15 protein-coding genes and 1 tRNA gene are annotated in these 14,254 nt (G+C 69.8%); 8 read left to right on the forward strand and 8 right to left on the reverse strand.

Features of this window, described 5'->3' with window-relative positions; genetic code table 11:
* Positions 1-49: 49 nt before the first annotated feature.
* Complete coding sequence (locus tag BG418_RS35745; protein ID WP_188278210.1) at positions 50-619, reverse strand: GPR1/FUN34/YaaH family transporter; 570 nt, start codon at positions 617-619, stop codon at positions 50-52.
* Between the two features lie 165 nt (positions 620-784).
* On the reverse strand, positions 785-1,306 hold the full coding sequence (locus tag BG418_RS35750; RefSeq protein ID WP_188278211.1) for a universal stress protein: 522 nt from the start codon (positions 1,304-1,306) through the stop codon (positions 785-787).
* 369 nt (positions 1,307-1,675) lie between these two features.
* Between BG418_RS35750 and BG418_RS35755 the strand changes: the two genes are divergently transcribed.
* The 4 genes from BG418_RS35755 to BG418_RS35770 all read left to right on the forward strand — a co-directional run bounded on the left by BG418_RS35755 (position 1,676) and on the right by BG418_RS35770 (position 4,688).
* Positions 1,676-2,185, forward strand: a complete 510-nt coding sequence (locus BG418_RS35755) for a hypothetical protein (protein WP_223185834.1) — start codon at positions 1,676-1,678, stop codon at positions 2,183-2,185.
* A gap of 387 nt (positions 2,186-2,572) precedes the next feature.
* Positions 2,573-3,805: a helix-turn-helix domain-containing protein gene (locus tag BG418_RS35760; protein WP_188278212.1), complete on the forward strand. Its 1,233-nt coding sequence runs from the start codon at positions 2,573-2,575 to the stop codon at positions 3,803-3,805.
* A 5-nt stretch (positions 3,806-3,810) separates the two neighbouring features.
* Positions 3,811-4,413 carry an oligoribonuclease gene (gene orn / locus BG418_RS35765; RefSeq protein WP_188278213.1) on the forward strand — a complete coding sequence of 201 codons (603 nt, stop codon included), beginning with the start codon at positions 3,811-3,813 and terminating at the stop codon, positions 4,411-4,413.
* A gap of 202 nt (positions 4,414-4,615) precedes the next feature.
* A tRNA-His gene (locus tag BG418_RS35770) sits at positions 4,616-4,688 on the forward strand.
* A 55-nt stretch (positions 4,689-4,743) separates the two neighbouring features.
* On the opposite strand, the gene BG418_RS35775 is transcribed toward BG418_RS35770, so the two are convergent.
* The 4 genes from BG418_RS35775 to BG418_RS35790 all read right to left on the reverse strand — a co-directional run bounded on the left by BG418_RS35775 (position 4,744) and on the right by BG418_RS35790 (position 7,835).
* Positions 4,744-5,595, reverse strand: coding sequence for a helix-turn-helix transcriptional regulator (locus BG418_RS35775; protein WP_188278214.1), 852 nt, complete (start codon positions 5,593-5,595; stop codon positions 4,744-4,746).
* A gap of 24 nt (positions 5,596-5,619) precedes the next feature.
* On the reverse strand, positions 5,620-6,147 hold the full coding sequence (locus tag BG418_RS35780; RefSeq protein ID WP_188278215.1) for a DUF6879 family protein: 528 nt from the start codon (positions 6,145-6,147) through the stop codon (positions 5,620-5,622).
* Positions 6,119-6,379, reverse strand: a complete 261-nt coding sequence (locus BG418_RS35785) for a hypothetical protein (protein WP_188278216.1) — start codon at positions 6,377-6,379, stop codon at positions 6,119-6,121. The genes BG418_RS35780 and BG418_RS35785 overlap by 29 nt, the downstream gene beginning before the upstream one ends.
* Positions 6,380-6,794: 415 nt before the next feature.
* Positions 6,795-7,835, reverse strand: coding sequence for a LacI family DNA-binding transcriptional regulator (locus BG418_RS35790; protein WP_188278217.1), 1,041 nt, complete (start codon positions 7,833-7,835; stop codon positions 6,795-6,797).
* Positions 7,836-8,107: 272 nt separating this feature from the next.
* On the opposite strand from BG418_RS35790, the gene BG418_RS35795 reads away from it, so the two are divergent.
* Genes BG418_RS35795 through BG418_RS35810 form a run of 4 tightly spaced genes read left to right on the forward strand, consistent with a single transcriptional unit; the run spans position 8,108 to position 12,799 of the window.
* Positions 8,108-9,415, forward strand: a complete 1,308-nt coding sequence (locus tag BG418_RS35795) for an ABC transporter substrate-binding protein (protein ID WP_223185835.1) — start codon at positions 8,108-8,110, stop codon at positions 9,413-9,415.
* Between the two features lie 50 nt (positions 9,416-9,465).
* Positions 9,466-10,443, forward strand: coding sequence for a carbohydrate ABC transporter permease (locus BG418_RS35800; protein ID WP_188278361.1), 978 nt, complete (start codon positions 9,466-9,468; stop codon positions 10,441-10,443).
* Positions 10,440-11,282, forward strand: coding sequence for a carbohydrate ABC transporter permease (locus BG418_RS35805; protein ID WP_188278219.1), 843 nt, complete (start codon positions 10,440-10,442; stop codon positions 11,280-11,282). Before BG418_RS35800 ends, BG418_RS35805 begins: the two co-directional genes overlap by 4 nt.
* A 59-nt stretch (positions 11,283-11,341) precedes the next feature.
* Positions 11,342-12,799, forward strand: a complete 1,458-nt coding sequence (locus BG418_RS35810) for a glycoside hydrolase family 1 protein (RefSeq protein ID WP_223185836.1) — start codon at positions 11,342-11,344, stop codon at positions 12,797-12,799.
* A gap of 9 nt (positions 12,800-12,808) precedes the next feature.
* Here BG418_RS35810 and BG418_RS35815 read toward each other — a convergent pair whose 3' ends face one another.
* Positions 12,809-13,591: an oxidoreductase gene (locus BG418_RS35815; protein ID WP_188278220.1), complete on the reverse strand. Its 783-nt coding sequence runs from the start codon at positions 13,589-13,591 to the stop codon at positions 12,809-12,811.
* A 68-nt stretch (positions 13,592-13,659) separates the two neighbouring features.
* Positions 13,660-14,238 (reverse strand): TetR/AcrR family transcriptional regulator, encoded by a 579-nt coding sequence (locus tag BG418_RS35820; RefSeq protein ID WP_188278221.1) that lies wholly within the window; start codon positions 14,236-14,238, stop codon positions 13,660-13,662.
* Positions 14,239-14,254: the final 16 nt, after the last annotated feature.

Genomic DNA, 14,254 nt, shown 5'->3' on the forward strand with positions numbered 1-14,254 from the left:
GCCGCTCCTTTGTGTGCCGATGCCGCCCATTGCACCGGCGCGCGCGTGCCTAGCCGGCGGCCGTCACCCCCCGGCCGGCCGCGCGTCGCGGAAGGGTCGTCGGCCAGTTGGCGAGGCCGGCCGTGGCGCCGTACCAGGAGACCGCGCCCGCGACCGCCGCGACCCAGCCGCCGGCCTTGCCCAGGCCGTCGTTGGTGGCGAAGTCGGCGATGGCGAGGAGGACCAGGGCGACGAAGAGCAGGCCGTACGAGCCCTGCCGGATGGGTCCGGCGCCGGCCGCGCCGACCGCCAGGCTCAGCGCGAGCAGCCCGAACAGGAGCAGGAACAGACCTGCCGCGTTGGCCGAGAACTTGGAGTCCGCACCACTGGCCCAGGTGAACCAGAAGGCGCCCAGGCCCGCGAACGCGGTGCCGGTGAACGCGTCCTGGTCACGGAACGCGACGATCCCGAGGACGAACAGGCCGATGCCGCCGATGTATGTCGCGATCGACACGGCGTCCGCCACTGTCACGCCGTGGATGACCTTGGTCGTGCCGAGGCCGAAGGCGAGCAGGGTGAGTCCGAGTGCGAGGTGGCCGAGAGTGGAAGTGATGCTTCCCGCGGGGGCTTCGTGGTCCACGACGGGCTCCCTTCATGTGCAGTTGTGCTGCTGTCGTGCTGCTTCCCAGTGACCTTTATGTACCCTTCACAAGGGCACAATCCACCCCTACCGGAGGGTAGATTCGCCTTGTGCGCAAGGGAGTTGACGCCGTCTCAGCTGGGACAACGTACGGACACGACAGGGTTACGGAATGACGACCACGGGGCGCTGGGCTCTGCGTGCCAGGCGTCCGGCGACCGAGCCGAAGATGCGGCCGACGATGCCGTGCGTGGAGCCGACCACGATCGCGTCCGCCGCGTACTCCCGACCGACCTCTTCGAGTTCATGGCAGATGTCGCCGCCGCGCTCGACCAGGATCCAGGAGACCTCGGCGAGATAGTCCGCGCAGGCGAGCTCCAGGCCGAGGACTTCCGTACGGTGGTCCGGCACGTCCACGAAGACCGGCGGCTCGCAGCCCGCCCACACGGTGGTGGGCAGCCGGTTGGCGACATGCACGATGATCAGGCCGGAGCCGGACCGTCTGGCCATGCCGATCGCGTACGCCAAGGCGCGCTCACTGGACGTGGAGCCGTCGAATCCGACCACCACTCCGTGCCGGAAGGCGGGGTCACAGGACAGACGTGGGTCTTCTGCCGCCTGGAGGTCCGACGTCGGGTCGGCTACCTGCTTGCGGTCCGCGGGTTCGGGGAATTCTTGACCGGCCATGGGTGTCTCGGCGTTTGGATCCTCATGGGAGGGCGACAGTTGGCGGCGGAGCTGTGTCCGGGAATCATCTTCCCAAGCCCATACCCCCAAGGGTACGGCGACACTCCTCTCCTGCCCAGAGCCGCCGATGCTGCACGGCGTTCCCCGGAGCATGCACGAGCCCGCCCCGGATGGCAATGGCTGTTGGCCGGTACAGAGGTCATCGCTTCAACATTTCGTGTGACTACGGGGCCTTCCGGGCGTCCCCCACTGTGGTCCGGCTGTGGCCCAGCTGTGTACGCGCAGTGACCGGAAGCGGTACCTCCCCGTTAGACACGCGGCCGCTTCGACGCTGATCTCGCGCCGTTCTCCGACGCCCCCAGGGAGCCCATGCCCGTGCCCGCCCCGCCGGTCGCCCAGGACGCCTTCGAGAACACGCCGCCCGGCGGCTCCCCCAGGGTCGCCCGCACCCCGCACGCCCCCGGCGCGCCCGCGCCCGCCCCGGGGCCGCCGCGCCGGGAGGACGGCGTGGAGAGCGGCGCGCGGGGCGTACGGGCGCCGGTTGCGGGAACCGGTGACAGCGCGGGCGACGTCGTGCGCTGGGCGGCGTTCAGCTGTGTCCTGGTCCCCGTGGTGCTCGTCGTGTACGGGGGCTCGTTCGGCGGGGCGGCGGGCTCCGCGCTCGGGCTCACGGCCGTGACGGCGGCCTGCCGGCTGCTGCTGCGCCGGTCCGAGCGGGCGGCCGCGGAGGGGCGGCCGGAACGAATGGCTCCGCCGCCGCACGGAACGCCGCACGGAACGTCGCACGGAGCACATGACACGCGCGCGCGGCACGGCCGGACGGGCGCCGGTGCGCACCGCGGCGCTCGGCGGAACGGCGAAAGTTCGCCGTTGGACTGACGCGTTCGTACACACGGACCCGTATGTTTTCAGCCAACTTCCCCTCCCCCCTGATCCCTGTCCGGATTGGCCTGCCAACCCCCTTGCCACCAGGGGGAAAAGCGCTGTGGCACCCGCTTCGGCCATACAGGTACGGGCCATGCGCGTGAGGCGCACTTCCCTGCGGGCGCCTTGAGTGAAACCCTTCGTGATCGAACGCTTCGCGCCAAGTTGCCAAGTCGACATAGCGCTGAGTACCGGACTTGTCACGCCGAGGCCACGGAACGCAGTAGATTCGATCATGCGTATCTAAGGCTGGGGGACTCGTGCAAAACCAAGGGGAAAAGTGCAGGAGCGACAAGCCGGACAAGAACGGGGAGCCGCGAACACCGAGGGGGGCTTAGCAGAATGAGCCAGGACTCCGCTGCCGCATCACCGGAGGCCACAAGGAAGCTCGCCGGCCGTCGCCGCCGGGAAGTCGTAGCCGTACTGCTGTTCAGTGGCGGCCCCATCTTCGAGAGCTCCATTCCGCTCTCCGTGTTCGGGATCGACAGGCAGGACGCGGGCGTTCCCCGCTACCGCCTGCTGGTCTGTGCCGGAGAGGAGGGCCCCCTGCGGACCACAGGCGGGCTCGAACTGACCGCGCCCTATGGGCTGGAGGCCATCAACCGGGCCGGCACCGTGGTCGTGCCCGCCTGGCGGTCCATCACATCGCCGCCACCGGCGGCCGCGCTCGACGCACTGCGCCGGGCGCACGAGGAAGGCGCCCGCATCGTCGGCCTCTGCACCGGCGCGTTCGTCCTGGCGGCCGCGGGGCTGCTCGACGGGCGACCGGCGACCACGCACTGGATGTACGCGCCGACGCTCGCCAAGCGGTATCCGTCGGTGCATGTGGATCCGCGTGAGCTGTTCGTCGACGACGGGGACGTCCTGACGTCGGCGGGCACGGCGGCCGGAATCGATCTCTGTCTGCACATCGTGCGGACCGACCACGGCAGCGACGCCGCCGGAGCCCTCGCGCGCCGGCTCGTCGTCCCGCCGCGGCGCAGTGGCGGGCAGGAGCGCTATCTGGACAGGTCTTTACCTGAAGAGATCGGCTCCGACCCGCTCGCCGAGGTCGTGTCGTGGGCGCTTGAGCATCTTCACGAGCAGTTCGACGTGGAGACGCTGGCGGCTCGCGCGTACATGTCACGCCGGACGTTCGACCGGCGGTTCCGCTCGCTGACGGGATCGGCGCCGCTCCAATGGCTGATCACCCAGCGGGTCCTCCAGGCCCAGCGCCTCCTCGAAACCTCCGATTACTCGGTGGACGAGGTGGCGGGCCGCTGCGGCTTCCGCTCCCCGGTCGCGCTGCGCGGGCACTTCCGCCGCCAGCTCGGCTCGTCCCCGGCGTCCTACCGGGCGGCGTACCGGGCGCGCAGGCCGCAGGCGGAACCGTCCGGAGGTCCGCCGGCGCTGGAGACGGTGCCGCCGCAGGCGCTGCCGCAGTCCCGGCGCACGGCGGCGGCGAGCGCCCTGGTCGGCCCGTCGGCGGTCTCGCACGCGCCGCCGCCGGAGCCGGGAAAGTCGGTCGCTGACATGTACGCCACCGGTTACATGCGTCCGAGTCTGCCGGGGCAGCGGAGCGGCCCCGTAGGCTAAGGCGCATGAACGACCGCATGGTGTGGATCGACTGCGAGATGACCGGGCTCTCGCTGGCGGACGACGCACTTATCGAGGTGGCCGCGCTGGTCACCGACTCGGAGCTGAACGTACTCGGTGAAGGGGTGGACATCGTGATCCGTCCCCCGGACGCCGCGCTGGAGACCATGCCGGAGGTGGTGCGCGCCATGCACACCGCCTCCGGGCTCCTCGACGAGCTGGCCGGCGGCACCACGCTGGCGGACGCCGAGGCGCAGGTCCTGGCGTACGTACGTGAGCACGTCAAGGAGCCGGGCAAGGCCCCGCTGTGCGGAAACTCGGTCGGTACCGACCGCGGCTTCCTGTCGCGCGACATGCCGGCCCTGGAGGAGTACCTCCACTACCGGATCGTGGACGTCTCCTCGGTGAAGGAGCTCGCCCGCCGCTGGTACCCGAGGGCGTACTTCAACAGCCCGGACAAGAACGGCAACCACCGCGCGCTGGCGGACATCCGCGAATCCATCGCGGAGCTCCGCTACTACCGCGAGGCGATCTTCGTCCCGCAGCCCGGTCCGGACTCGGACACGGCGAAGACGATCGCGGCGAAGCACGTGCTGCCTGCGGAGTGATCCGCGCGGGTGACTCGTGGGTGACTACGGAGGCCGTCCTGGGTTGCCCCCGGGACGGCCTCCGCCGTCACCCCGAGGGCACCCCGGGAGGCCACCGCGAAACATGTGCGCGAGCACCCTCCAAGACCCTGTACACTTTTTCTCGGCCGGTAGGGAAAGCCCAAAGGGACTTCCCAAGACCACAACAATCCGGCCATGCATGGTGGGTATAGCTCAGCTGGTAGAGCACCTGGTTGTGGTCCAGGATGTCGCGGGTTCGAGTCCCGTTACTCACCCTGATCGGGAAGGCCCGGTCCGCGAAAGCGGACCGGGCCTTCTGCGTTCCCGGGGTCAGCCGAGCGCGTCGATGGCTCTGACGACGAGCGCGCGCGCTTCGGCGCCGTAGACGGCCATGGTGCGGAGCTGTTCGAAGGCCTTCAGGTAGAGGGCGACTTCGTTCGGCTGGGTGATGTTGATCTGGGCCGACAGCAGCTCGACCGACACGAACGTGTCGTCGTACACATGGAAGGTCTCCATCGGCCACAGGGTCCGCTCCGGCGCGCTCATCGGGATCACGCCCAGCGAGACGGACGGCAACGCGTCGGCTGTCAGCAGATAGCCCAGCTGGGCGGCCATAGCGTCCGCCTGCCCCATCCGGTAGTAGAGCGCCGACTCCTCGACGAGCAGCACGAACCTGTGCCCCGGCTCGTGGATCACGCGGGACCGTTCGACCCGTGCCGTGGCAGCCGCCTCCGACTCGTCGGGGATCTCCCGGAACTCCGCGATGCGGTGGAACAGCGCGGTGACGTACCCCTCCGTCTGGAGGAGGCCCGGCACGAGAGTGGCCGAGTACACCCGGAACAGCTGCGTCTCGTGGAAGAACTGGACCCAGCTGTCCTGGAGCTGCTTCAGCCCGTTCCGCAGCTGAAGGCGCCATTCGCTGTACATGGACTCGGCGCTGAGGGACTGCGCGACGAGACCTGCCGCCTCGCCCACGGCACCCCCCGCCTCGCACCACAGGCGTATGTCCTTCGCCGAAGGCGCGGTACGGGCGTTCTCGATACGAGAGGTCTTCGAGTGGTGCCAGCCACACCGCACACCCAGCTCGGAGACCGTGAGCCCGGCCTCTTTACGGATGTCGCGAAGCCGCCCGGCGACGGTTTCCCGGGCGGCTTGCGCTGACGAGGAGGGCGAGATGGGCATGAGCTGTGCTGTCCGTACTTCCTGTCAGTGGATCTCGTACTGGTCGTGCGGAATGGCTCTGGCCCAGACCTCCTCGAAGGCGGCGGCGCACAGCAGCGCCGACTCCCGGTCGTCGGTGATCTCCGCCCCCATCGAGGAGCCGTCACCGGCGAAGTGGTTCCAATGCACCCACCGGTCGTCGAAGAGCCAGAAGTCGTTGCCCGGCAGGGGGATGGTCGAAGCCTGCCGCCTGGGGAGCCAGCGCACCTGCTCTCCGGCTGCGATGTTGGTGAACGTGCCTGAGTGCTCGTACCGGATGTACTCGCTGACCGGTTCCGACACGATGCGGGCCCGGCGCACTGTGACACCCCTGGCAACCGTCTCGCTCATGAGGTCCAGCCACGGCCGCCACCAGGACGCCCGGTCCGCCGGATCGTGCCGGAAGCCCTGACGCCATGCGGCGAACGGCCCTACCTCGTAGTCGACGGCGTAGGAGTCCCGCATCTCCAGGTGCACAGCGGACCGAACGCAGCCCGCCAGCAGTTCATCGAACGTCGGCACGCTCGACGGCATCGCACGCCTCCCTCACCATGTGCGCCATCCTGGCAGGAATCCGGACGACTGCCTCCCCCTCAGGGATGCCTTTCGCGTGGCCCGGCACCTCGCACGCCGCGCACTCCGCCTCCAGCTCCGCGCCCGCCTTCCATCCCTGGAAGACGATCTCCTTGCTCTTCTCGTCCACCCAGACAGTCGGGCTCTGCCGGTCTCCCGTGTTGGGGTCGATCCCGACGAACAGTAACGACATGTCGTCCTCCTACTGCGAGTTGTGCAGCTGTGTGCAGAACCATCCCGCAGCGGACAAGGCCGCTCAAGGGCGTGAAGCGGACAACATGGAGCCAACCAGGGGGTGTGCACAGATCTGCACAACGCTCGATCCGTGACATGCCACACGCCTACCGTCCTGCCTAGCGGCCGCCCACCCCGGCGCCGCCCCACACCCCACCCACCGCAGGGAAGCCCCATGTCCTCTGACAACCCCGCCGCCACGGACCCGGCGCGCTACCGGATCTGCGCGACCTGCCAGGAGCCCGGCGCCGTCGCGATCACGCACATGTTCCTCACCGACGCCGGCGGCGCGTACGCCAGCTACACGCATCCCGGGTGCGCTGCGGCAGGCGGCGACCCCGCGTGCGCAAGCCCGGCAACCGGTGCTGAGGACGTCACGACGACGCCCGCACCACCACCTCCGTCGGGAGCACCAACTGCGCAGACGACCGCTCCCCCGCCGCGATCTGGGTCAGGAGCAGGTCCGTCATCGCTCGGCCCATTTCCTCTATCGGCTGGCGCACGCTGGTGAGTGGGGGGTCCATGTGGCGGGCTATCGCCGAGTCGTCGAAACCGATCAGGGCGATGTCCTCGGGGACCCGGTGGCCGCGTTCGCGGAGGATCTGGCGAGCTCCCGCCGCCATCACGTCCGAGGACGCGAACACCGCGTCCAGGGTCGGCACCCGGTCCAGCAGCGCCGTCATTGCGGCCCTGCCGCCCTCCTCCGTGAAGTCCCCCTGAGCTGTCAGGTCCGGCGACAGTACGTGGCCCGCCTCCTTCAGCGCCGATCTGTAGCCCTCCAGGCGGCACCGCGCCCCGTACACGTCCAACGGACCCGTGATCGTGGCTATGGTGCCCCGGCCCCGGGACAGCAGATGCTGCACCGCCGCCCGCGCGCCCCCGAAGTTGTCCGAGTCGACCGAGGCCAGCGGCTCGCGTTCGGAGCGGGGGCCGCTGATCACCACCGGGATGTCGAGCTGTTCCAGGAGTTCGGGCAGCGGGTCGTCCGCGTGGACGCCGACCAGTAGGACGCCGTCCACCCGGTGGCCCGTCAGGTACTGGGCCAGACGGCGGCGCTCGCGGTCGCCTCCCACCAGGGTCAGCAGGAGCTGCATCTCCGTGTCCGCGAGCGCCTGGCTCACTCCCCGTACGACCTCGGAGAAGTACGGCTCCGCGAAGAACCGCGTCGTCGTCTCGGGGACGACCAGCGCGATCGCGTCCGTACGGTTGGCGGCCAGTGCGCGGGCCGCGCGGTTGGGGACGTAGCCGAGTTCGGCCACGGCCGCCTCGACGGCCGCGCGTGTACGGTCGCTGACCCGCGGCGAGCCGTTGATCACCCGTGACGCCGTGCCCCGGCCGACACCGGCGCGTGCCGCCACCTCTTCAAGGGTGGGCCGCCCCGCACCACGGCCCCGGACCGCGCGAGCTGCTGTCATGCCTGCCTCCCCGTCCCGCCGAACCCCGCTGAATTCCGTCGATCCCCGGTGAACCCGGTGAACCGCGGTGAAAGCTAACAGCCCCGTCCCGGCCGCGGCTGCCCTTGTCCGTTGTCTTGACACCCCCTCAGCCAGTCGACACCCTTCAAGACATACGGCTGGGAGCGCTCCCAACGCCCTTCGTACGTACATCCTTCGTACTTCCCTCGTACGGCAGTTGGAGGAACGTCATGCGACAAGCACCGCGCACACGAACACGTACGTCCTCAAGAATGGCGGCACTTGGCGTCGTCGCCGCCCTCGGCGCCGGGCTGCCAGTCTCCGGTTGCGCCGACGACAGCAGCGGGGAGAGCAATGGACCGGGCGGTGGCAGCGGGGGCCATGGGGCGCGGACCACGCTCACCGTCGGTGTCTTCGGGGCCTTCGGGCTCCAGGAGGCCGGGCTGTACGACGCGTACATGAAGCTCCACCCGGACATCACGATCAAGCAGACGTCGATCGAGCGCAACGAGAACTACTACCCGCAGCTGCTCACCCACCTCGGCTCCGGCAGCGGGCTCGCCGACGTCCAGGCCGTCGAGGTCAACAACATCGCCGAGGTCACCGCCACCCAGGCCGGGAAGCTGGAGAACCTCGGCGCAGTGCAGGACGTCGACAAGAACACCTTCCTGCCGTGGAAGTGGGGGCAGGCCACCACCAAGGACGGCAGGACCGTCGGGCTCGGCACCGACATCGGGCCGCAGGGCATCTGCTACCGCAAGGACCTCTTCGCGGCGGCCGGCCTGCCCACCGACCGGGAGGCCGTGGGCAAGCTGTGGGCCGGCGACTGGAACAAGTACCTGGCGGCCGGTGACCGCTACAAGGCGAAGGCACCGAAGGGCACCGCGTTCGTCGACTCCGCGTCCGGGGTCATGGCCGCCATCACCGGCAGCAGCGCCAACCGCTTCTACGACGCCGACGGGAAGATCGTCTACAAGACCAACCCGGCCGTGAAGGACGCCTGGGACACCGCGGCCGCCTTCGCCACCCACGGCCTGACCGCCAAGTTGCAGCAGTTCCAGCCCAGTTGGGATCAAGGGTTCGCCAACGGGACCTTCGCCACCGTCTCCTGCCCCGCCTGGATGCTCGGCTACATCCAGGACAAGGCGGGCGACGCGGGCAAGGGCAAGTGGGACGTGGCGGCCGCGCCCAAGCCGTCCAACTGGGGTGGCTCCTTCCTCGTCGTCCCGTCGGCGGGCAAGCACACAGCAGAAGCCGCCGCCCTCGCGGCCTGGCTCACCGCACCCGCGCAGCAGGCCACGCTCTTCGAGAAGCGCGGCAGCTTCCCGAGCGCCAAGGCCGCGTACGCCCTGCCCACCGTCGCGAACGCCAAGCACCCGTACTTCGACAACGCCCCCATCGGGCAGATCTTCTCCCGGGCCGCCGAGGGCACCCCGGTGCAGATCCTCGGCCCGAAGGACCTGATCATCGCCCAGAACCTGGCCGACGTCGGCATGCTCCAGGTCGACCAGAAGGGCAAGTCCCCGCAGGCCGGGTGGGACGCCGCCGTGAAGGCCATCGACAACGCGCTGGACCAGTGACGGTGGCGAGTGGGGCAGGGGCCGACGACACGGGGTCGACGGCGAGCGGGGTGGCCGATGCGGTGCACAGCTCCGCCGCCGCCCCTCGCGACGCCGCCGAAGCCCGGCGGCGCGCGCGGCGCAGCCGTCGCTACCGGCGTGACCTGCGCTGGAGCCCGTACGCCTTCGTCGCGCCCTTCTTCCTCTTCTTCGCCGCGTTCGGCCTCTTCCCCCTTCTCTATACGGGCTGGGCCTCGCTGCACCAGGTCGAGCTGACCTCGCCGAACGACATGCACTGGGTCGGGCTGCGCAACTTCTCCCGGCTCCTGTCCGACGACTTCTTCTGGAACGCGCTGCGCAACACGTTCACCATCGGCATCATCTCCACCGTCCCCCAGCTCCTGATGGCCCTCGGCATCGCACATCTGCTCAACTACAAGCTGCGCGGCTCGATGTTCTTCCGGGTCGCCGTCCTCACCCCGTACGCCACCAGCGTCGCCGCCGCGACCCTCGTCTTCGTGCTGCTCTTCGGGCGCGACTACGGGATGGTCAACTGGGCGCTCGGGCAGTTCGGTTGGGGGCCGGTCGACTGGCAGAACGGGCGGTGGACCTCACAGCTCGCGGTCTCCACCATCGTCGTCTGGCGCTGGACCGGGTACAACGCGCTGATCTACCTCGCCGCGATGCAGGCCGTCCCGCACGATCTGTACGAGTCCGCCGCGCTCGACGGCGCCACGCGCTGGCAGCAGTTCCGGCATGTCACCGTGCCCTCGCTGCGGCCGACCATCCTGTTCACCTGTGTCGTCTCCACCATCGGCGCCACCCAGCTGTTCGGTGAACCGCTGCTGTTCAACGGCAGCGCGGGGGCCACCGGCGGCTCCGACCACCAGTTCCAGACGCTCGGGCTCTATCTCTACGAACAGGGCTGGGTGAACCTCCATCTCGGCCGGGCCTCGGCGATCGCCTGGGCCATGTTCCTGATCCTGCTCCTCATCGGCGCGGTGAACTGGCTGATCTCGCGCGGACTCCGCAAGGGGGTGGCGAGTTGACCGCCAACCGGGCCGGGCGCCAGCTGCACGGCGGGCGTCTCACCTACGCGATCCTGATCCTGTTCACCCTCGGCTCCCTCTTCCCCCTGGTGTGGACCGCCATCGCTGCCTCGCGCAGCAACGAACGGCTCGCCCGGACTCCCCCGCCGTTCTGGTTCGGCGGGAACCTCTTCCGGAATCTGAGGATCGCCTGGACCGACGCCAACATGGGCACGGCCCTGCTGAACACCACGATCGTCGCCGGGTCGATCGCGCTCGGCACGGTCTTCTTCTCGACGCTCGCCGGGTTCGCCTTCGCCAAGCTGCGGTTCCGCTTCAAGAACGTGCTGCTCCTCCTTGTCATCGGCACGATGATGGTGCCGCCCCAACTCAGCGTCGTGCCGCTCTACATGATGGTCGCCAAACTGTCCTGGACCGATCAGCTCCAGGCGGTCGTCCTGCCCACCCTGGTCAGCGCGTTCGGGGTGTTCTTCATGCGGCAGTTCCTCGTGGAGGCGCTGCCCACCGAGCTGATCGAGGCCGCCCGCGTCGACGGCGCGAGCAGCTGGCGGGTGGTGTGGCACGTCGTGTTCCCCGCCGCCCGGCCCGCGATGGCCGTCCTCGGCATGCTGACCTTCGTGATGGCCTGGAACGACTTCTTCTGGCCGATCATCGCGCTGACCCAGAACGGCAGCCCCACCGTCCAGGTGGCGCTCACCGGACTCGGCCGGGGCTATATCCCGGACCAGTCGGTCATCATGGCCGGCGCCCTGCTCGGCACCCTCCCGCTGCTCCTCGCGTTCGTCCTGTTCGGACGGCAGATCGTCGGCGGGATCATGCAGGGCGCGGTCAAGGGGTGACCGCCGACCCCGAGCCGTACATCGACCTCCTTCCGTACCACCACGATGGGAGTGCTTCCATGGCCGCCACGTCCGATCTGCCCGACCTGCCCGACCGCTTTCCGCCCGGGTTCCTCTGGGGCGCCGCCACCTCCGCGTACCAGATCGAGGGCGCGGTCGCCGAGGGCGGGCGCACGCCGTCCATCTGGGACACCTTCTGCCGTACGCCGGGAAAGGTGTCCGGCGGGGACAGCGGGGACGTCGCCGTCGACCACTACCACCGCTGGCGCGACGACGTACGGCTGATGGCGGACCTCGACCTCACCGCGTACCGCTTCTCCGTGTCCTGGCCCCGGGTGCAGCCCACCGGGCGCGGGCCCGCCGTACAGCGTGGGCTCGACTTCTACCGGGCCCTGGTCGACGGACTCCTGGAGCAGGGGATTCAGCCCTCCCTCACGCTCTACCACTGGGATCTGCCACAGGAGTTGGAGGCGGCGGGCGGCTGGCCGGAGCGGGAGACCGCGTACCGGTTCGCCGACTACGCGCGGCTCGTCGCCGACGCCCTCGGCGACCGGGTGGATATGTGGACCACCCTCAACGAGCCCTGGTGCAGCGCCTTTCTCGGGTACGGCTCGGGCGTCCACGCGCCCGGCCGCACCGATCCGGTGGCCGCGCTGCGCGCCGCGCACCACCTCAACCTCGGCCATGGGCTCGCCGCCCAGGTGCTGCGCTCGACTCTGCCGGGCGCCAAGTTGGCGATCAGCCTCAACCCGAGCGCGATCAGGGCCCGCAGCCAGTCGCCCGCCGACCTCGACGCGCGCCGCCGCGTCGACGCGCTCGCCAACCGGGTGTTCACCGGCCCGATGTTCCGGGGCGCGTACGACGAGGACCTGCTGCGGGACACCGCGCAGCTCACCGACTGGTCTTTCGTTCGCGACCGCGATCTGAGCGTCATCAAGCACCCCCTCGATCTGCTGGGCATCAACTACTACACACCCTCAGTTGTATCCGCCCCCACTGACAATGCCCCCGAGAGCGGCCCTGACCAGCGCAAATCCCGGCTCGACGGGCACGGCCAGAGCCCCGACTCGCCCTGGCCGGGCGCCGACTCGGTGGTGTTCCACCGGCCGCCGGGCGAGCTGACGACAATGGACTGGGCCGTCGATCCGACCGGCCTGTACGACCTGCTGATGCGCTACACCCGGGAGGCGCCGGGCGTCCCGCTGATGATCACCGAGAACGGGGCCGCGTACGACGACAAGCCCGGCCCGGACGGCGCCGTGCACGACCCGGACCGCATCCGCTATCTGCACGGCCATCTCTCGGCGGTGCGGCGCGCGATGCGGGACGGGGCGGACGTACGCGGGTACTTCCTGTGGTCCCTGCTGGACAACTTCGAGTGGGCGTACGGCTACAGCAAGCGGTTCGGGGCGGTGTACGTCGACTACGAGACGCAGGCCCGTACGCCGAAGTCGAGCGCCCGGTGGTACGCCGAGGTGGCCCGTACGGGCGTCCTTCCGGAGCCACCGGCGGCATAAGGGGAGCCGTCAGGCCGTCTTCACCGCGCCGCCGTCTATGCGGTGGTCCGCGCCCGTGATGCTGGCGGCGCGGTCCGACACCAGGAAGGCGATGAGGGCGGCCACCTCCTCCGGCTCGGTGAACCGGCCCGTCGCCATCCCCATCAACTGGGGTGCCCGGTCGAGGAGTTCCTGGTGTCCGAGGCCGTTCGCGGCGGCCAGGCTCGCGCCGAATCCGTCCGACGCCTCCCATATCGCGGTGCGCACCGGGCCCGGCGAGACGGTGTTGACCCGCACTCCGTGCGGCCCGAACTCCTCGGAGAGCGCCTTGCCGAACGCGGTCAGCGCCGCCTTCGCCGTGTTGTACGGGATGGGGCCCGAGGCGGGCATCCGCGCGCCCATGGACGACACGTTCACCACCGCGCCGCGCCGTTCCAGGAGGGCCGGGAGGGCGGCGCGGGTGGTGCGGACGGCGCTGAAGAAGTTGACGTCGAACGCGTTCTGCCAGGCGGTGTCGCCGATGTCGAGGAAGCTGTCTAGGTCGATGGTGTCGCCGCCGCCGACGTTGTTGACCAGGATGTCGATCCCGCCGAGCTCGGCCAGCGCCCGCTCGACGAGGTGGGCGCCGCCTTCGGGGGTGCCGAGGTCGACGGCGACCGGGACGGCCCCGGAGTCCCGCAGTTCGGCGGTGACGGTCCGGCTCGCACCGACCACGCGTACGCCTTCCCTGACAAGGGAGTTGACCACGGCGAGGCCGATGCCACGGCTCGCGCCGGTGACGAGGGCGGTCTTTCCTTCGAGGTGCAGATCCATGTCCCGTTCCTTCTTGAACTGTAGGTACAAAATGTGGGCAGACAAAAATCCCAGCGGGTCGGTGCAGGTCAGAACGTTGCCAGTACGCCGTCGACCACCCGGCGGAGCTGGTCGGCGCCCTCGGCCGTCTTGGCCAGGACACGCATGCCGACGACCGTGCTGAGCAGCAGCGCGCCGAGAGCGCGGGCGTCGCGGTCCGGGGCGATCTCCCCGGCACGCTGCCCCTCCTCGATCGCGGCCCGGAACGCGTCCTCGGTCCGGGCGAACATGCGCCGCACCTCCGCCGCCGCATCCGGGTCCGAACTCGCCAGCTCGGAAGCGGTGTTGACGGCGAAGCAGCCCTTGCGCTCCAGGTCCTCGACGTCCAGCTCGACCAGCGCCTCCAGGGCGACCCTGATGCGCTCCTTGACCGGCCCCGGCTGCCCGATGATCTCCGTCAGGGAGACGGCCTGGGTGGTCGCGTACCGCCGCAGCGCACGCTCGAAGAGCGCCCGCTTGCTGCCGAAGGCGTTGTAGAGGCTGCCCTTGCCGATGCCGAGCTCGTCGACGAGGTCCTGCGGCGTGGTGGCGGCGTACCCCTTGCGCCAGAAGGTCTCCATCGCCTGGTCGACGGCGGTCTCGGGATCGAACTGCTTCGGCCTGCCCATGATCATGACGGTACTC

The sequence above is a fragment of the Streptomyces sp. CBMA152 genome, assembly GCF_014596475.1.
Lineage (GTDB): Bacteria > Actinomycetota > Actinomycetes > Streptomycetales > Streptomycetaceae > Streptomyces.

Coding starts and splice junctions, on each gene's coding strand:
- BG418_RS35750 (WP_188278211.1), bottom strand. CDS start 1,306: ATGGCCGGTCAAGAATTCCCCGAACCCGCGGACCGCAAGCAGGTAGCC.
- BG418_RS35810 (WP_223185836.1), top strand. CDS start 11,342: ATGGCCGCCACGTCCGATCTGCCCGACCTGCCCGACCGCTTTCCGCCC.
- BG418_RS35815 (WP_188278220.1), bottom strand. CDS start 13,591: ATGGATCTGCACCTCGAAGGAAAGACCGCCCTCGTCACCGGCGCGAGC.
- BG418_RS35760 (WP_188278212.1), top strand. CDS start 2,573: ATGAGCCAGGACTCCGCTGCCGCATCACCGGAGGCCACAAGGAAGCTC.
- BG418_RS35790 (WP_188278217.1), bottom strand. CDS start 7,835: ATGACAGCAGCTCGCGCGGTCCGGGGCCGTGGTGCGGGGCGGCCCACC.
- BG418_RS35785 (WP_188278216.1), bottom strand. CDS start 6,379: ATGTCGTTACTGTTCGTCGGGATCGACCCCAACACGGGAGACCGGCAG.
- BG418_RS35795 (WP_223185835.1), top strand. CDS start 8,108: ATGGCGGCACTTGGCGTCGTCGCCGCCCTCGGCGCCGGGCTGCCAGTC.
- BG418_RS35775 (WP_188278214.1), bottom strand. CDS start 5,595: ATGCCCATCTCGCCCTCCTCGTCAGCGCAAGCCGCCCGGGAAACCGTC.
- orn (WP_188278213.1), top strand. CDS start 3,811: ATGAACGACCGCATGGTGTGGATCGACTGCGAGATGACCGGGCTCTCG.
- BG418_RS35780 (WP_188278215.1), bottom strand. CDS start 6,147: ATGCCGTCGAGCGTGCCGACGTTCGATGAACTGCTGGCGGGCTGCGTT.
- BG418_RS35755 (WP_223185834.1), top strand. CDS start 1,676: ATGCCCGTGCCCGCCCCGCCGGTCGCCCAGGACGCCTTCGAGAACACG.
- BG418_RS35820 (WP_188278221.1), bottom strand. CDS start 14,238: ATGGGCAGGCCGAAGCAGTTCGATCCCGAGACCGCCGTCGACCAGGCG.